General features: G+C 64.6%; 14 protein-coding genes and 3 tRNA genes. 12 read left to right on the top strand and 5 right to left on the bottom strand.

Annotation, left to right across the window (positions count from 1 at the left end; all coding sequences use genetic code 11):
• Nucleotides 1-63 precede the first annotated feature (63 nt).
• Nucleotides 64-2,436, bottom strand: a complete 2,373-nt coding sequence (gene ppsA / locus VGM61_RS05270; protein WP_331521682.1) for a phosphoenolpyruvate synthase — start codon at nt 2,434-2,436, stop codon at nt 64-66.
• A 210-nt stretch (nt 2,437-2,646) separates the two neighbouring features.
• Between ppsA and ppsR the strand changes: the two genes are divergently transcribed.
• Nucleotides 2,647-3,462, top strand: a complete 816-nt coding sequence (ppsR, locus tag VGM61_RS05265; RefSeq protein ID WP_331521681.1) for a posphoenolpyruvate synthetase regulatory kinase/phosphorylase PpsR — start codon at nt 2,647-2,649, stop codon at nt 3,460-3,462.
• A 17-nt stretch (nt 3,463-3,479) separates the two neighbouring features.
• The gene (locus tag VGM61_RS05260) at nt 3,480-3,959 is read left to right on the top strand and encodes a DUF1249 domain-containing protein (protein WP_331521680.1); all 480 of its coding nucleotides are present in this window, start codon (nt 3,480-3,482) and stop codon (nt 3,957-3,959) included.
• Nucleotides 3,960-4,073: 114 nt separating this feature from the next.
• Here VGM61_RS05260 and VGM61_RS05255 read toward each other — a convergent pair.
• The 3 genes from VGM61_RS05255 to VGM61_RS05245 form a co-directional block, all read right to left on the bottom strand.
• Nucleotides 4,074-4,150, bottom strand: a tRNA-Asp gene (locus VGM61_RS05255).
• Nucleotides 4,151-4,212: 62 nt separating this feature from the next.
• A tRNA-Glu gene (locus VGM61_RS05250) sits at nt 4,213-4,288 on the bottom strand.
• 9 nt (nt 4,289-4,297) lie between these two features.
• Nucleotides 4,298-4,373, bottom strand: a tRNA-Ala gene (locus VGM61_RS05245).
• Between the two features lie 87 nt (nt 4,374-4,460).
• On the opposite strand from VGM61_RS05245, the gene VGM61_RS05240 reads away from it, so the two are divergent.
• From VGM61_RS05240 to VGM61_RS05220, 5 genes are all read left to right on the top strand, one after another.
• On the top strand, nt 4,461-6,224 hold the full coding sequence (locus tag VGM61_RS05240) for a cation:proton antiporter (RefSeq protein ID WP_331521679.1): 1,764 nt from the start codon (nt 4,461-4,463) through the stop codon (nt 6,222-6,224).
• 237 nt (nt 6,225-6,461) lie between these two features.
• A complete protein-coding gene (locus VGM61_RS05235) occupies nt 6,462-7,262 on the top strand; it encodes an FKBP-type peptidyl-prolyl cis-trans isomerase (RefSeq protein WP_331521678.1) in 801 nt (266 codons plus the stop codon).
• A 101-nt stretch (nt 7,263-7,363) separates the two neighbouring features.
• The gene (locus VGM61_RS05230) at nt 7,364-8,707 is read left to right on the top strand and encodes a UDP-glucose/GDP-mannose dehydrogenase family protein (protein WP_331521677.1); all 1,344 of its coding nucleotides are present in this window, start codon (nt 7,364-7,366) and stop codon (nt 8,705-8,707) included.
• Nucleotides 8,704-8,913 (top strand): SlyX family protein, encoded by a 210-nt coding sequence (locus VGM61_RS05225; protein WP_331521676.1) that lies wholly within the window; start codon nt 8,704-8,706, stop codon nt 8,911-8,913. The genes VGM61_RS05230 and VGM61_RS05225 overlap by 4 nt, the downstream gene beginning before the upstream one ends.
• A gap of 11 nt (nt 8,914-8,924) precedes the next feature.
• The gene (locus VGM61_RS05220) at nt 8,925-9,578 is read left to right on the top strand and encodes a DUF2058 domain-containing protein (protein ID WP_331521675.1); all 654 of its coding nucleotides are present in this window, start codon (nt 8,925-8,927) and stop codon (nt 9,576-9,578) included.
• A 33-nt stretch (nt 9,579-9,611) separates the two neighbouring features.
• Here the strand turns inward: VGM61_RS05220 and VGM61_RS05215 are convergent, their stop codons facing one another.
• Nucleotides 9,612-11,651, bottom strand: coding sequence for a 3-hydroxyacyl-CoA dehydrogenase NAD-binding domain-containing protein (locus tag VGM61_RS05215; protein ID WP_331521674.1), 2,040 nt, complete (start codon nt 11,649-11,651; stop codon nt 9,612-9,614).
• Between the two features lie 96 nt (nt 11,652-11,747).
• Here VGM61_RS05215 and VGM61_RS05210 point away from each other — a divergent pair, with 96 nt between their 5' ends.
• The 5 genes from VGM61_RS05210 to VGM61_RS05190 all read left to right on the top strand — a co-directional run bounded on the left by VGM61_RS05210 (nt 11,748) and on the right by VGM61_RS05190 (nt 17,505).
• Complete coding sequence (locus VGM61_RS05210) at nt 11,748-12,221, top strand: hypothetical protein (protein ID WP_331521673.1); 474 nt, start codon at nt 11,748-11,750, stop codon at nt 12,219-12,221.
• Nucleotides 12,221-14,509 carry a bifunctional diguanylate cyclase/phosphodiesterase gene (locus tag VGM61_RS05205; protein ID WP_331521672.1) on the top strand — a complete coding sequence of 763 codons (2,289 nt, stop codon included), beginning with the start codon at nt 12,221-12,223 and terminating at the stop codon, nt 14,507-14,509. The genes VGM61_RS05210 and VGM61_RS05205 overlap by 1 nt, the downstream gene beginning before the upstream one ends.
• 149 nt (nt 14,510-14,658) lie before the next feature.
• A complete protein-coding gene (gene rpoE, locus VGM61_RS05200) occupies nt 14,659-15,255 on the top strand; it encodes an RNA polymerase sigma factor RpoE (protein ID WP_331521671.1) in 597 nt (198 codons plus the stop codon).
• The gene (locus VGM61_RS05195; protein ID WP_331521670.1) at nt 15,252-15,917 is read left to right on the top strand and encodes a sigma-E factor negative regulatory protein; all 666 of its coding nucleotides are present in this window, start codon (nt 15,252-15,254) and stop codon (nt 15,915-15,917) included. The genes rpoE and VGM61_RS05195 overlap by 4 nt, the downstream gene beginning before the upstream one ends.
• A gap of 148 nt (nt 15,918-16,065) precedes the next feature.
• Nucleotides 16,066-17,505 carry a Do family serine endopeptidase gene (locus VGM61_RS05190; protein WP_331521669.1) on the top strand — a complete coding sequence of 480 codons (1,440 nt, stop codon included), beginning with the start codon at nt 16,066-16,068 and terminating at the stop codon, nt 17,503-17,505.
• Nucleotides 17,506-17,632: the final 127 nt, after the last annotated feature.

Raw genomic sequence — 17,632 nt, 5'->3', positions numbered from 1 at the left:
GGCTCGGCGTCTGAACGCCAAGTGCCTGTCAAGCCCCCGCGCATGGTGCGCGGGGGCGCTCCATCAGCCAGCTTTCTTCTTCGCCAGCCGCAGCCAGGTATCGACCACGGTGTCCGGGTTCAGCGACACGCTCTCGATGCCCTGGTCCATCAGCCACTCGGCAAGGTCCGGGTGATCGGACGGGCCCTGGCCGCAGATGCCGATGTACTTGCCCTTGGCCTTGGCGGTACTTATCGCCATGGCCAGCAGTTTCTTCACCGCAGGGTCCCGTTCGTCGAAGAGGTTGGCCACGATGTTCGAATCGCGATCCAGCCCCAGGGTGAGCTGGGTCAGGTCGTTAGAGCCGATCGAGAAGCCGTCGAAGATATCGAGGAATTCATCGGCCAACAGTGCGTTGGACGGTACCTCACACATCATGATCACCTTCAGACCGTGTTCGCCCTGCACCAGGCCGTTCTTGCGCAGCACCTCGATCACCTTGCGGCCTTCGTCAAGCGTGCGCACAAAGGGAATCATCACCCAGACGTTGTCCAGGCCCATGGTTTCGCGCACGTACTTCACGGCCTGGCATTCCAGGGCGAAGGACGCGGCGAAGCCTTCGTCGACATAGCGGCTGGCGCCGCGGTAGCCGATCATCGGATTCTCTTCGTGCGGCTCGTAGCGTGCGCCACCGAGCAGGCCCGCGTACTCGTTGGATTTGAAATCCGACAAGCGGGTGATCACGGGCTTGGGATACACCGAGGCTGCGATGGTGGAGATGCCTTCGGCCAGGCGGTCGACGTAGAAGCTGACCGGATCCTTGTACCCGGCGATGCGCTCGTCGATTTTGGCCTTGATGTCTTTGTCTTGCTTTGCATACTCCAGAAGGGCTTTCGGATGCACGCCGATGTGGCTGGCGATGATCATCTCAAGGCGCGCAAGGCCGATACCGGCGTTCGGCAGCATGCCGAAGTCGAAAGCTCGCTCGGGGTTGGCCACGTTCATCATGATCTTCAGCGGAGCCTCGGGCATCGCGCCGAGGTCGGCGGAGATCTTCTCGAACTTCAAGATGCCCTCGTAAATGCTGCCGGTGTCGCCTTCAGCGCACGACACGGTGACTTCCGCGCCGTCGGGGATGAGGTCGAGCGCGTTGCCGCAACCGACCACGGCCGGCACGCCCAGCTCGCGGGCGATGATCGCCGCGTGGCAGGTGCGGCCGCCACGGTTGGTGACGATGGCGGCGGCGCGCTTCATCACCGGCTCCCAGTCGGGATCGGTCATGTCGGCGACGAGTACGTCGCCCGGCTGCACCTTGTTCATGTCGCTGAGCGAGCGGATCACGCGGGCCTTGCCGGCGCCGATCTTCTGGCCGATGGCGCGGCCTTCCACCAATACCTTGCCGCGTTCACCCAGATGAAAGCGTTCCAGGGTGGTGGCGTGCGAACGCGACTTCACCGTTTCCGGGCGTGCCTGCACGATATACAGCTTGCCGGTATTGCCGTCCTTCGCCCATTCGATGTCCATCGGGCGCTGGTAGTGCTTTTCGATGGTGAGCGCCTGGCGGGAGAGCTCCTGGACGTCTTCATCGGTGATGCAGAAGCGGTTGCGGTCGGCCGCCGGGGTTTCCTCGATGCGCACGCGCTCGCCGGGTTTGTCCGAATAAACCATGCGCTGCTGCTTGGCGCCGAGGTTGCGGCGGAGCACCGCGGGCTTGCCCTGGTTCAATGTGGGCTTGAATACGTAGAACTCGTCGGGGTTCACCGCGCCCTGCACGACCATCTCGCCCAGGCCGTAGCTGCCGGTGACGAACACCACGTCGCGGAAACCGGATTCAGTGTCCAGGGTGAACAGCACGCCCGAGGCGCCCACATCCGAGCGGACCATCAGCTGTACGCCGGCGGAAAGGAAGACGTCCTCGTGCTTGAAGCCCTGGTGTACGCGATAGGCGATGGCACGGTCGTTGTACAGCGAGGCGAAGACTTCCTTCACCTTGTGCAGCACGTCGTCGATGCCCACCACGTTCAGGAAGGTTTCCTGCTGGCCGGCGAAGGAAGCGTCCGGAAGGTCTTCGGCGGTAGCCGATGAACGCACGGCCACGGCTATGTCGCTGGCACCGGCGTCGTTGCACAGCTTGATATAGGCGTCGCGGACGGCCTGTTCGAGGTCAGCGGGCAGGGCGGTATCGACGATCCAGCCGCGGATCTCCTTGCCGCCCTTGACCAGTTCGTCGACGTTGTCGACGTCCAGGTGTTCCAGGCGGTCCTGGATGCGGCGTGCCAGGCCGCTTTTTTCCAGGTAAGCCTGGAAGGCGTCCGCCGTGGTCGCGAAGCCGCCGGGCACGGAGACTCCCAGCTTCGACAGGTTGCCGATCATTTCCCCAAGGGAGGCATTTTTTCCGCCCACCTTGCCCAGGTCGCTCATGCGCAGGGCATCGAGCCAAAGCACCAGATCGCTCAACGGAACATCCTCGAGTTTTGGAGACGGTGGGGCGCACAAGCGCCGCTGGTTAGCTCGCTATTGTGGGTGGCTGTGGCCCCATGAGACAAGGATGCGCCGAAGACAGCGTTCACGTAAACGCTTACGTCCGGGTTTGCCGGAGGTGTCGCCGAGCGCCAGTGGCTGCGCTATGGTGCAGCCAAAGCCGCCTGAAGGACGCCAAACACCGCCATGCGCCGAACTGTCTTCTTCATTTCCGATTCCACCGGCATTACCGCCGAGACCATCGGGAACAGCATCCTGGCCCAGTTCGAGGGGGTGCAATTCGATACCCATCGCCTGCCGTTCGTCGACGACGCCGGCAAGGCGGAAGCGGCGGCCCTGCGGATCAAGACGAAGTACGCCCAGGAAGGGCAGCGGCCGATCGTGGTCAATACCATGGCCGATCGCCGGCTTTGCGACATCGTGGCCGAGAGCGGGGCGCTGATGATGGACGTGTTCGCGCCCTTCATGGAGCCGCTGGAGGACGAACTGGGGGCCAAGCGGTCGGGCGCCGTGAATCGCTCGCATGGCCTGGTGGATTTCGACCGCTACGAGGCGCGCATCAACGCCACCAACTATGCCCTGGCCCACGACGACGGGCTGGACGTCAATTACAACGAATCGGACGTGGTGCTGGTGGGCGTGTCCCGTTCGGGAAAAACCCCCACCTGCCTGTACATGGCCTTGCATTACGGTGTGTGCGCCGCCAATTATCCCCTCACCGACGACGACCTGGACAAGCTGGAGCTGCCTTCGCGGCTGAAGCCCTACCGCAGCCGCCTGTTCGGCCTCACCATCGACCCGATGCGCCTGGCGCAGATTCGCGAGCAGCGCCGACCGGGCAGCAAGTACGCCACCCTCAAGCAGTGCCAGTGGGAGCTTGCGCAAGCGGATAAATTAATGAGGCGGGAGAACATCCCCGTGCTTAACACCACGCATACTTCGATCGAGGAGATCTCCAGCAAGATCTTCGAGCATCTGGGTATCGAACGACACATGTATTAGGAGAATCCCAGCCTTCCATGAGCGCCGTCCTCGACCGCCCCGAATCTCTCCTGCCAGGTCGCTTCGAGTACCTGATGGGCCTGTATGCCGAGAATTACCATCGGCTGGTGCGGCTGTTCGCCCCCCATAAGCTGGCGGCGGGGGAATACGTGTCGAGCGTGGACGATGGCCTGGACGTGCGCCTGAAGATCCAGGAAAAACACCCGTACACGGTTGAACTGGAACTTACCTACGCCTTTGTCGACGCCGAAACCGGCCAGCCATCGCCGTCGGCGCAGTTGCGCATGTATACCGATGCCCATGTCGCCGAGGCGCTGCATTGCCACCCCGGCCGCCACCTCTGGCAGGTGCTGGGCCCGTTCCCGCCGGCGCACACCGTGTTGCAGCACCGTCTGTCGATGAATGGGTTCCTTACCCGTTGGCTGGAATATCTGGCCGAGCAAGGTCATTCCATCGGCACCCTGGAGCGGGTGCCCGACGAGGACGCCGAGGCCTGACAGCGCCCGTTCGAGCTAGAAGGCGCGAACCTCACCAAGGAGTTCGGGATGGCGGTCAAGCACCTTGAGCAGGCAATAAAAAACCCGCCGTAGGCGGGTCCTTTAGTACAACAGTGGCGGAGCGGACGGGACTCGAACCCGCGACCTCCGGCGTGACAGGCCAGCATTCTAACCGACTGAACTACCGCTCCGCATTTGTTGCCTTGCTTCCAGCGAACATCCAACTTATACCCACTTCCGGTGCCCTGGAAAGTGGCGTCCCCACGGGGATTCGAACCCCGGTCGCAACCGTGAAAGGGTTGTGTCCTAGGCCTCTAGACGATGGGGACGTATAGAGTTGGTGGAGCCAGGCGGGATCGAACCGCCGACCTCCTGCATGCCATGCAGGCGCTCTCCCAGCTGAGCTATGGCCCCGCCGCTGGAAGCCGCAAAGAATAGGGCCGGGTCCGGTTTCCGTCAAGCTTTTGTAAACAAAATTTTTCCACCGGTTAGGCTGTGCCCATGCACGCCCTTCAATTCATCCAGGATATCGCCACGGTGATGTTGGTCGCCGGGCTCACCACGGTGATCTTCCAGCGCCTGCGACAGCCCGTGGTGCTCGGTTACATCATCGCCGGCGTGGTGATCGGGCCGTACACGCTTCCGGTGATCTTCATCCACGATGAGAACACCATCCGGACCCTGGCCGAGCTCGGCATGATCCTGCTGATGTTTGCCCTGGGCCTGGAATTCAGCCTGCGCAAGCTGCGCAAGGTGGGAGCCGCGGCACTGGTCGCAGCGGCAGCGGAGATCGCGCTGATGGTATGGCTGGGCTACGAGATCGGCCGGCTCTTTGGCTGGCGGGCGATGGACTCGTTGTTCCTGGGCGCCATGCTGTCCATTTCCTCCACCACCATCATCATGAAGGCGCTCGAAGAGCAGAATTTCAAGCGTGAGCGGTTCGTCCAGTTGATGTTCGGCATCCTCATCGTCGAGGACGTCCTGGCCGTGGTGCTGATGGCAATCCTTTCGGGTATCGCCAACACGGGGAATCTGGAGCCAGGCCAGGCTTTCGGCGCGATCGGCAAACTCACCCTGTTCCTGGTGGTGTCGTTGGTGGTGGGCCTGCTGTTGGTGCCGCGGGTGGTGGATTACATCGCGAGGGTGAGCCGCAACGATGTCCTGCTGGTGGCGGTGCTGGGCATCTGTTTCGGTTTCTGCCTGCTGGCCAGCGAGATGGGCTACAGCGTGGCCCTGGGGGCCTTCATGGTGGGCGCCCTGGTGGCCGAATCGCGCAGCGTGGCACGCATCGAGCGCATCGTTATGCCGGTGCGCGACATGTTCAGCGCATTGTTCTTCGTCGCCATCGGCATGTTGATCGACCCCTCGTTATTGCTGAAATACGCCTTGCCCATCGGGGTGTTGACGGTGGTGGTGGTGCTGGGGAAGGTGATCACCTGCAGTTTCGGCGCCTTCGTCGGCGGTAACGGCGGGCGCACCTCACTGCGCGTGGGCATGGGCCTTGCGCAGATCGGGGAGTTCTCGTTCGTGATCGCATCGCTCGGCCTTACCCTCAAGGTAACGAGCGATTTCCTCTATCCCGTGGCCGTGGCGGTATCGGCGCTTACCACGTTCCTTACCCCCTACCTGATCCGCCTGTCCGAACCGCTGGCCGGAGTATTGGCCCGATCCGCCCCGCGCCGGGTGATGGCGGTAATGTCCACCTATACCGGTTGGGTCAATGGCGTAGGTGCGGCCGGCGGACAACGGGCCATCGTGATGAAGATGGTGCGCCGGCTGGTCTGGCACGTGGTGATCAATACCTTGCTGGTGGTGTCGGTATTCATTGCCATGGCTTTCCTTCACCGGCGTGGTTTCCTGCGTGATTGGCTGGCCGATGCCGACACTCGCCGCAGCGTGATGTGGTCGCTGGCGGCGCTGGTGTCGTTGCCGATGATCGTGGCCGCTTACCGCAAGGCCGAGGCCCTGGGCATGTTGCTGGCCGAGCTTGGCGTGCCGCAGCATGTGGGAGGCTCGCGCAACGTGGCTGTGCGCGCCACGCTGGCCCGTCTGGCGCCGTTGGGCGTCATGCTGGCGCAGGGCGTGCTGGTGGCAGTGCTGGCCTCGACCATCCTTCCGCCGCGCGAGGTCGCCCTGGTGATCGTGGTGATCGTGGCCCTGCTTACGTGGCTTTTTTGGCGACTGCTCGTTCAGGTTCACGCACGGTTGCAGGCAGCGATCCGGGATACCCTGGACAAGCCCCCACCCCCGGCAGACGATCCCTGAGACGGGAAAAAGTCCTTGGACTACGAGCTCCTACAGGATACTTTTGCGGTAGATACGGCGAAAGGGGCGTTTTCCTGCGGGTTTGATAAGCCTACGGGCTGAACCTTTCCATCCTTACGGTGTCCATCGTGCGCGCCGTTGCCAAGGCCGTCCAAGCCCCGCACAATGGCGTTTCTGCCTCCATAGGGGAGGCACTACCGGCCCGTGCCGGCTTTCCACGTTATGAGGGAGTTCTCGATGAAGCACTTTTTGCGCCCCACGATGACGGCCGCCGCGCTGGCTGTTGCGCTTGGCATGACCGCGGGCGCACATGCCCAGGCTGCCAAGGGCAAGACCGCCGCTCCTGCCGCGGCCCCGGCTGCCGTGGACAAGACCAAGGCCAGCTATGTCGTAGGTTGGGACATGGCCAGCCAGCTTCCGCCGCTGGTCCGTAATGAAATCGATCCTGCCACCGTTGCCCGCGCCGTGCAGTCCGCGCTCTCCGGCCAGAAGCCGACCATGACCGAAGCGGAAGCCAAGACGGTCCGTGACGCGTTCGTGGCCAACCTCAAGGCCAAGGCCGAGGTCGAGTACAACCAGGTCGCCGCCAAGAACAAGAGCGAAGGTGAAGCCTTCCTTGCCAAGAACAAGAGCGCCGCTGGCGTGAAGGTCACGGCATCGGGCCTGCAGTACCAGGTGGTCAAGGCCGGCACGGGCGCTCGCCCGGGTCCGACCGATACCGTCTCGATCAACTACACCGGTACCTTCGTCAACGGCGAGAAGTTCGACTCCTCGGCCGACCACAAGCAGGCCGGTCCTACCCAGATCCCGCTTGCCGCGGTGATCCCGGGCTTCCGCGAGGGCCTGCAGCTGATGCAGGTGGGTGGCCAGTACAAGCTGTTCATCCCGTCCACCATCGCCTATGGCGCGCAGCCTGAAAACGGCTTCCCGCCGAACGCCACGATCATCTTCGACGTCGAACTGGTCAAGACCGGCCCGACGCCGGCTGGTGGCCCGGGCGGTCCGGGTGGCGCTGCCAAGCCGGCTGGTGGTGGCTGATCGCATTCCTTTAGGGAAAGCGATGCGTGACGGGGCGCGGATTATTCCGCGCCCCGTTTCTTTTACAATCGTCCATTCCCCACCAGCGGTTTGCTCCCACGATGAAAGTCACCATCTTTGGTACCGGTTACGTCGGTTTGGTCACGGGCACCTGTCTTGCGGAAATGGGCAACGACGTCGTCTGCGTTGACGTGGACAAAGCCAAGATCGAAGGCCTGAAGAACGGCCGCATCCCGATTTACGAGCCGGGCCTGGAACCCATGGTGTTGCGCAACCATGCCGGCGGTCGCCTGGACTTCACCACCGATGCCGTCAGCGCCGTGGCGCACGGCGACCTCATCTTCATCGCCGTGGGTACGCCGCCGGACGAAGACGGCAGCGCCGACCTCCGTTACGTGCTGGCCGTGGCCCGGACCATTGGCGAGAACCTGGGCCGTTACGCGGTGGTGGTGGATAAATCCACGGTGCCCGTAGGCACGGCCGACCGCGTGCGCGAAGCCATTACATCCTCGCTTGCCGCGCGTGGCGCCTCGGTCGACTTCGACGTGGTTTCAAACCCGGAATTCCTCAAGGAGGGCGATGCGGTCGAAGACTGCATGAAGCCCGACCGCATCGTCATTGGCAGCTCAAGCGAGCGCGCCATCAACGCCATGCGCAAGCTGTACAAGCCTTTCAACCGCAACCACGACCGCCTGGTGGTGATGGATGCGCGTTCGGCCGAACTCACCAAGTATGCGGCCAACGCCATGCTGGCCACGAAGATCAGCTTCATGAACGAGCTGGCCAATGTCGCCGAACGCGTGGGCGCCGACATCGAGCGCGTGCGCGAGGGCATCGGTTCGGATCCACGCATCGGTTACCACTTCATCTATCCCGGTACCGGCTATGGTGGTTCGTGTTTTCCCAAGGATGTCCAGGCGCTCGAACGCACGGCGAAGGAACACGGCTACACCGCTGAACTCCTCGGCGCGGTGGAAAGCGTCAATGCACGGCAGAAGTCGCGCCTGTTCGAACTGATCCACCAGCATTTCGACGGCAAGCTCGCGGGCCGCACCATCGGCATTTGGGGCCTGGCGTTCAAGCCCAACACCGATGACATGCGCGAAGCGCCCAGCCGCACGCTGATCGAGGCCTTGTGGAAGGCAGGTGCCAAGGTGCGCGCCTACGATCCGGAGGCGCGCGGTGAAACCGCACGCATCTACGGCGAGCGTGACGACCTGACGCTGTGCAATGGCATGTACGACGCGCTACAGGGTGCCGATGCACTGGCCATCGTCACCGAATGGAAAGCCTTCCGTGCGCCGGACTTCAGCCGTATGCGTGATGCATTGTCCGCGCAGGTGGTGTTCGATGGCCGCAATCTTTACGAACCCACCGCCGTCGAAGACGCAGGGCTTGCCTACTATGGTATCGGCCGCGGACGTAGCCTGCGGACCTCGCCATGAATCACGAACCGCGCCTGGACGAGCTGGAAGTACGCCTGTCGTTCGTCGACGAGGCAGTACAGGGCCTGGCCAGCGCGGACATTGAGCAATCCCAGCGCCTGGCCGCCCTCGAGCGCGCTGTGCGCGAACTTCGTGCTGAACTGGCTTCAGTGCGGTCATCGGCACCCTCCGATCCGCACAGTGAGCCGCCGCCCCCGCATTACTAGACGAGTGTTCCATGGCTGAATCACTGCGCGACCAGCTGCTCAAGAGCGGCATCGTCAAACAGGTCCACGAGGAAAAGCGCCAGCAGCAGGCGCAGGCACCGCGCAAGCCGCGGCCAGCTGGCGCGAACGCCGGCAAGGGCAGGCCGGACGCGAGCGGCAACGCCAAAGGCGGCCAGGTCAACCGTGGCCAGGGCAATCGTGGGCAAGGCAACCGCGGGCAGGGCAGCCGGCCGGAGGGCGCACGTCTACCGTCTTCGAGTGAAATGGACCTGGCCAGGGCTTACGCCATCCGCGCGCAGGCGGAAGCCACCGAGCGCCGCAAGGCCGAGACGGAGGCCGCCGAGCAGGCGCGGTTGCGCAAGGAGCGCAAGCGCAAGCTGCAGTCGCTGTTGGAAGGCAAGGCGCTGAACAAGCCCGATGCCGACCAGGTGCGCCACTTCACCTATGGCGAAAAGATCCGCCGCATTTATGTCGATGCCGGTCAACTGGTGGCGTTGAACGCTGGCGAGTTGGGCGTGGTGCAGCATGGCGGCCGCTATGTGCTGTTGCCGCGCGCGATCATCGATGAAGTCGCGGCACTCGCACCCGGGCTCGTGGCGTTGCTGGTCAGGCCCGGTGAGTACGTCGAGGCCGACGACGGCGTGCCGGACGATCTCATGTGGTGATTGATCGGCGCCGCCACCGAGGCGGCGCCGGTTTCAACCCAGTTCGTCCCAGCCAGCCTTGGGCATGAAGCGTTCGCCGTAACGCTGGGCGAGCTTCTGCAGGCGCTCACGCACCTTGGCCACGCCCTCGCTACGGGCGTATTCGATCGGGCCGCCACGGAACGGGGCGAAGCCGGTACCGAAGATCACGCCGGCATCGAGGAGGTCTGCATCGTCCACCACACGCTCGTGCAGGCAGGCCACCGCTTCGTTCACCATCGGCAGGATCATGCGGTCAATGAGGTCGGGCGGCGTCGTGTAGTTCTCGTCCACCGGCGGCTTCTGGGGCTTGCCATCAACCCAGGCGTACAGGCCCTGGCCATCCTTCTTGCCGCGCTTGCCATCCTGGATCTTGCCTTCAAGGCCCTGCGGTAGTTCAAGCCCGAGGAACGGGGCCAGTTCCGCGCCTACCGAGGCGCACACGTCAAGGCCCACGGTGTCGGCCAGTTCGATCGGACCCATCGGCATGCCGAAGCGCTTGGCTTCGCGATCGAGCACGGGGCCGGGCACGCCTTCGTTGTAAAGGCGCATGGCCTCGAGCAGGTACGGCATCAGGATGCGGTTGACCAGGAAGCCCGGGGTGCCCTTCACGGGCACGGGCAGCTTACCCAGAGCCTTGATGAAGGCGAGGCCGCGTTTCTCCGACGCCGCATCAAGGGCGTCGTGGCGCACCAGTTCCACCAGCGGCATCTGCGCTACGGGGTTGAAGAAGTGCAGGCCCATGAAGCGTTGCGGGGCAGCCAGCTTGCCACGGAGTTCATCCAGCGGGATGGACGATGTGTTGGTGGCCAGAAGCTCGTCTGCCTTGAATTGCGGCTCAATCGTGGCGTAAAGCGCCTGCTTGGCCTGCGCATTCTCGAAGATCGCTTCGATCGCAAGGTCGGCATTCGCGGCTCCCGCCCCTTCGACGTCGGCCTTTAGCCGGGCCATGGCGGCATCGACTTTCGCCGGTGACTTCAGGCGTTTTTCAAACAGCGCCTGCGCTCGCGTGATCGCAGGTTCGACATACTTCATCTCGCGGTCCTGCAGCGTGACCTCGAATCCCTTGAGAGCCGCCCAGGCGGCGATGTCACCGCCCATGACGCCGGCGCCCACCACGTGGACGCGTTCGATACGGTGCTCGGCCTTGCCAGCCAATCCCTTCAGGCGCTCCTGCAGCAGGAAGATGCGGATGAGATTGCGTGCGGTGGGCGTCTGCGCCAGTTTGGCGACACCTCGGGCCTCGAGCTTGAGCCGCTGGTTGATGTCACTGCCGCCGCGCTGCCAAGCGTCGATCAGGGCGAAGGGCGCAGGGTAGTGTTCCTTGCGCACCTTGGCGGCTGTCTGCTTGCGCACCATCGGCGCGATGATCTGTCGCGCCAGCCAGGTATTGGTGGCCCAGGCACGGGCTCGCTGCGCGAACGGCCGTGGTGTCGGACGGCGAATGAAGTGCCGTGCCTCGGCAAGCAGTTCATCCGGCTTGGCCAGGCGATCGACCAGGCCGACCGCTTTCGCCCGCCTGGGGTTGAAGGACTTGCCGGTGAGCATCGCCTGCAGCGCGTCGGGCGCACCGATCAACCGTGGCAACCGGGCGCTGCCTCCCCAGCCGGGAAAGATGCCCAGCATCACTTCGGGCAGGCCGATCTTCGTGGTGTCGTCGTCGGCGACGATGCGGTAGCGGCAGGCCAGCGCCAGTTCCGTGCCACCACCCATGCATGCGCCGTGGATGGCGGCGATGGTCGGGCAGGGCAGGCGCGCGAGGTTCTCGTAGACGCGCTGGCCGTTTTCGATGTTCTCCTGCACCGTGCCGGCTTCGGCGTAGGTAACGAACTCCTTGATGTCGGCACCCACGGCGAAGCCGGAAGGCTTGGCCGAATGGATGACCACGCCGGGCGGGTTGTCGATAGCCAGGCGCTCGACGATTTCGGCCAGTTCATCGAGCACCGCGCGCGAAAGCGCATTGACGCTTGTGCCTTCGCGGTCCAGGGCGAGCAATACCACGCCGTTGTCGTCTTCGCTGGCGTGCCAGTGTTTAAAGCGTAATCCTTCGAACATATCGTACGGCGCCGGGTCGATAATGAGTCGGCACACCTTACCTCCGCACAAGAGCTATTGCGAGACGAACGTTCGCTAGCGTACGGTTCACCGAATATGTCCATTGATGCCCAGGCTGGAAACGACATCCTCGAGCGCGTGCTCGAGGCGGAGGGGCCGCTTGTCTGGCTGGACGTCGACGACGTCGAGGGCCTGGTGGCCCGGTTCGCCGCCATGGCGCGGCGCAGCGGGCAATCGATGTACCGCTGGCGCCCGGAGGACGGCCTGGCAAGCCTGCGCGAGGCCAGCACACGGGTGCCCGGTTGCCCCCGCGTGGGCGACGTGCTGCGTTACATCCTGCAAAGCCTGCACTTTGGCATCTACCTGGTGACGCCGCCGGCCCTGGTGGGTGCGCAGGATGCCCACCTGCTTCGCCAGGTGGCTCGTTTGCCGGCCCAGCCGGTGCGCCGCGTGATCTTGCTCGGCGGGGCCCCCTCGCTGGCAGAATCGCTCGACGACGTGCTGGTGCAGATGACCGCTCGGGAACGCGCGGCAGGCCTGCGGCTGCGCGACGGGCGCTGGGTCACCTGATGCCCGATTTTCCCGGTGTCCTTATCCTTGCCGCGCAGCGCGACGTGCGGCGTGACATGTTCGATGCGTTCGATCATGTGGGCTTCCGCCCGATCCTTGCCGCCCGGGACGTTGCGCAGGCCGAGTCGCTGTTGCTGGACGAGCCGCCACTTGCGCTGGTCGTGCTGGCGCTGGAGGCCGACCCGGGCCGCGTACTCGGTTTTGCCCACGCGCTGCGTTCGCGTCCAGCCTACCGCGATACCCCCCTGATCGCCGTGGTCGACGATACCGCGGCCATGGATACGCGCCTCCTGGCACCGGTATTCAACGACTGGTTGCGGCGTGCTTCCATCCGCGCTGAATTACTGCCCCGCGCCACGCGCAGCATTGGCGACGCAACGACACTCGCCGCCGCCCCGGCTGCCGTTACACCGGAAAGTCCGCCTGCGGCGATCACCAACCCTGTCGTGGTGCCAGCCCTGGCCCGCCACGACCTCGCTTCACGCGCATTGTCGATGGTGGCTGCCCTGGCCGGTTGCGCCAGTGACGATGCGGGCCTGGCTGACGGCGTGGCGACGGTGGCCCATACCCTGGAGCTCGACGTGGTGTCCCTGTGGGCTTTCCAGCCCGAGCACGAGGAGCCCGTGGAACTGGCTCGTTTCTGCGCGCCGGACCTGCCCGTCGAAGGCCCGTCGGTCGCGCAACAGGGATTACTCAAAGTGGCCCTGCGTGGCGATGCGGTGGTGGCGCTGGAAAGCGTCCGGGGCCTTGGTAGCGACGCCCTCGTCCAGGTACTCGGGCTCGGTGCCTATGCCGCGCTGCCGCTGATGGACGAGCGCCGGGTGGTACTGGGTGCACTGGTGGTCGGGCGACGCGAGCCGGCCCCGGATGCCGCGACCATGGAGGCGGCCCTGCGCACCGGGGCCAACCGCTTCGCCAGCGCCCTGGAACTTCGCGCCGCCCGCGAGCAGGGACGCGCACGGGGCCTGCTCGATGCAGTGACGGGCCTGCCCAACCGGTTGTTGTTCAACGACCGGCTCGATACCAACATCCGCGAGGCCCATCGCACCGGCGAATGTTTTGCGGTGATGTTCGTTGACCTGGACCGCTTCAAGTCGATCAACGATTCCTTAGGTCATGCTACCGGCGACCTCGTGCTGGGCGCGGTGGCGCGCCGACTGCAATCGAACGTTCGTGCGTCGGACACCGTGGCGCGCTACGCGGGCGACGAGTTCACGGTAATCCTGCGCCACATCATCAAGCGTGACGACGTGCTGCGCATTGCCGAGAAGATCGTCCAGGTGATGGAATCACCGCTGATGCTTGGCGACGGCTCGGAACTGCAGATCACCGCCTCCATCGGCGTAAGTTTCTTCCCCGACGATGCGACGGATTCGGAAATGCTGCTGCGCCACGCGGACGAAGCCATGTACGGGGCCAAAAGCCTTGGCCGCAACAACTTCCAGGTGTACGCCTCCAATCCGGACACCATGCAGCAGCAACACGTGGCGCTCAAATCCAAGCTGCGCCATGCCGAGCGCAACAACGAATTGCGCGTGTACTACCAGCCCCAGGTGCGTGCCGACAGCGAGGACATCGTCGGCATGGAGGCACTGGTACGCTGGGAGCACCCGGAACTGGGCACGATCAGCCCGGCGTTCTTCATCCCATTGGCCGAGGCCAGCGGACTGATCGTCTCCATCGGTGCCTGGGTGCTGCGCACCGCGTGCATCCATGCGCGGGCGTGGCAGGAAGCCCACGGTTTCGACTTGCGCCTGGGCGTGAATCTCTCCGCCGTGCAGCTGATGCAGCCGAACCTTGTGGAAACGGTCGCCGATATCCTCAATGAAACGGGCTTCAATCCCCAACACCTGGAGCTGGAGGTTACCGAGAGCATCAGTGTGAAGACCGTGCCGAACCTGGTGGAGAGCCTCGATGCGCTGCATGCGCTGGGCTGCCGCATCGCCATCGATGATTTCGGCACGGGCGCGGCATCGCTGGATTACCTGCGCCGCCTTCCCGCCGATCGCATCAAGATCGACCAGAGCTTCGTGCGCAACATCGGCGTGGACCCCGATGACGAAGCCATTGTCCGCGCCACCATCGACATGGCCCACCGCCTCAAGCGAGGCGTGGTGGCCGAGGGCGTGGAAATCGAACAGCACCTGGACTTCCTGCGGGCCAACGGCTGCGACGAACTGCAGGGCTACCTGTTCTGCCGGCCGCTGCCCCACCTGGCCTTCGACAAGCTCCTTAACGAGCGGGCGCGCATACTTGCCGGCGGCCTGTCACCCGTTGACCATGCTTGATGACAACCGCGACGGCCCCATGTGCGTTGTTGGGGATTCGTCCTGCCATGGACCTGCGCGCGAGTGAACTTGCCGCCGGACGGGTGGTCGAAGGCGCAGCCGTCCACCCGCGAAGGCCCCGCGGCAACCATTGAAGGAGAGGGCCCCCGATGGGTGAAAATGAAGTTGACCAGGCACTGGTCGAGCGCGTCCAGGCAGGCGACCGCCGTGCGTTCGACTTGCTGGTGCGCAAGTACCAGCATCGTCTGGTCGCGCTCATCTCCCGTTATGTGCGCGACTGGTCCGAGTGCGAGGACATCGCCCAGGAGTCCTTCGTCCGCGCCTGGAAGGCGCTGCCGGCGTTCCGCGGCGAAAGTGCGTTCTACACCTGGCTGTACAAGATCGCGGTCAATACCGCCAAGAACCACCTGGTGGCCATGGGTCGGCGGCCGCCGACCGACGACATCGCGGTGGACGATGCCGTGCATGGCCCCGGTGCCAGCCGCCTTCACGAAAGCGCCACACCTGAACGCGAGTTGATGCGCCAACAGGTGGAACAAACGGTGTTTTCCACTGTCCAAGCCTTGCCCGAGGAATTGCGGGTGGCGATCACCCTGCGTGAGGTCGACGGCCTCAGCTACGATGAAATCGCCGAAAAGATGGGGTGCCCGATCGGCACCGTACGGTCGCGGATCTTCCGTGCCCGAGAAGCAATCGACGAAAAGCTGCGGCCCGTGCTGGATACCCGCGAGGACTACCGATCATGAGTGAAAGCAACCTGGAAAACCTCTCCGCCGCGGCGGATGGTCAGTTGTCGGCACAGGAACTTCGATTCCTGATGCGGCGGCTGGACCACGACCAGGCCCTGCGCGAAGCATGGGACCGCTTCCATCTTGCCGGCGATGGCCTGCGTGGACAGGCGCCTGCGCAGCTGGCGTCAGCCGCATTCGCCGCCCGGGTGATGGCCGCGATCGACCAGGCACCGCTCATGGCCGTGGCCCCGCGCCGCCGGCACTGGCTGCACTGGTCCGCCGGTGGCGCCATTGCCGCGGGTGTTGCGGTTGCCGCACTGATGGTGTCCCAGCCAGCCGGCCATCGTCCGGATACCGCGGCCCCGGTGGCCGCCACCCACGCCACCGGCAATACCACGGATGCCTCCGTGGCGGACGTCGGCAGCAGCCCGGCGGCTGCGCCGCAGTGGCTGTCGGGCAATGTTGCCTCGCGCCTTACCCAGCAGGCGGCCTACGGCAGTGGTTCGCCCATGGCCAGCTACCCGCAGCAAGTAAGCCAGTACCAGGTTCAACCCCTGCAGCCGGTGCAGTTCAATGGCGCCATCAGCGCCAACGATGCCCGCTACATGATCCTGCTCAGCCCGGTCGTGCCCGCCGTGCAGGCGGTACCCCGGCAGCAGCGCGCACAGGCGCAATAGAACACTTCGCTGGAGCGGACTGCACACCCGTTCGCTCCGGCCGCGCCAGGTTCCCTGGCGTCTTGCCAAACCAAACCATTGAAACAACCGGTCGCCAGGTAAACGCGGCAGGTACCGATACGAAAGACCTAAGTTGAGGAGGAATCGGATGACCTTTATGACCCGGCGCTGGCTCCTGGCAGCAGCGCTTTGCCTTTCCACAGGCGCGGTTTACGCGCAGCCGGCCTCGTCGCTGCCGGACTTCACCGGCATCGTCGAAAAGAACGCCGCGGCCGTGGTGCACGTTGAAGCGAAGTACACCGGCAAGGGCAAGAGCCAGCGCACCAAGCCGCGCATGGCGCAGCAGATGCCCGACGACCAGCAGGAGTTGTTGCGGCGGTTCTTCGGCATGCCGATGATGCCCTCACCGGAAGAGCAGCAAAGCACGTCGCTTGGATCTGGCTTCATCATCTCCGCCGACGGCTACGTGATCACCAACAACCATGTGGTGGAAGACGCCGACACCGTTACCGTGCGCCTGCAGGACCGCCGCACGCTGGACGCCAAGGTGGTCGGCGCCGATCCGAAATATGACATCGCCCTGCTGAAGGTAAACGCGGGCAGCCTGCCGACGGTCGCCATCGGCGATTCGCGCGCACTCAAGGCTGGCCAGTGGGTGCTGGCCATCGGCTCGCCGTTTGGTTTCGACTACACCGTGACCCAGGGCATCGTCAGCGCCGTGGGCCGTAACCTCGGCAGCCGCGACCAGCCGTACACCTCGTTCATCCAGACCGATGTGCCGATCAACCGCGGTAATTCCGGCGGTCCGTTGTTCGACCTCGCCGGCAAGGTGGTGGGCGTCAATTCGCAGATCTATTCCAGCACCGGCGGTTACCAGGGGGTGGCGTTCTCGATCCCCATCGACGTGGCCATGGACGCCGTGCAGCAGATCAAGCAGAAAGGCTATGTCACCCGCGGCATGCTGGGCGTCCAGGTGGGCGTAGTCACCGACGACATGGTCAAGGCATGGAAGCTCGATTCGGGCGTGGGCGCGGCCGTGGCCAATGTCACCCCCGGTAGCGGGGCGGCCAAGGCAGGCCTGCGCTACGGCGACATCATCCTGTCGTTCAATGGCCAGGCCATCGGCCAGGCCTCCGATCTGCCGCCCCTGGTGGCCAGTACAAAGCCGGGCACGGTAGCCAAGGTCGGTATCCTGCGGGACGGCAGGAAACAGACGGTCGAGGCTACTGTCGGCGAACTACCGCGTGATGGTGACGCCCTGGCCAGCGATGGCGCGGGCACGGGGAAGATGCCGGGCGCAGCTTCCGGCAAGGCACTTGGGCTGGAAGTCACCAATCTCTCAGCCAGCGAGCGGAAGGATGCCGGACTCGGCGCAGGCGAGGGCGTTGCCATCAAGAGCGTCACCGGCAAGGCGGCCCAGGCGGCTGGATTGCAGGCCGGCGACGTGGTGCTGATGGTCAACCAGACCCGCGTGGGTACGGTGGCCGCCTTTGCCGAAGCCGCCCGGGGGCTGAAATCGGGCGATACCGCCCTGTTGCTGGTGCGTCGCGATGACGCCACCCAGTTCATCCCCATCACCATGCCTTAGAACCGGCCGGGCCGCCCGTGGGGCGGCCCTTCCGTGCGATAATCGCCGTTTGCGCGTCGCAGACCCCTACGGGTTGCGGCGCCACGTTGCCCGCGTCGCGGGGACGGGCATTCCCAGGCATCGGCGC

The sequence above is a fragment of the Pinirhizobacter sp. genome (genome assembly GCF_036499745.1).
In the GTDB taxonomy this organism is placed as follows: domain Bacteria; phylum Pseudomonadota; class Gammaproteobacteria; order Xanthomonadales; family Rhodanobacteraceae; genus Pinirhizobacter.
Note: the sequence above shows the minus strand (reverse complement) of the source record. Positions and strands in the feature narration are given on the sequence as shown.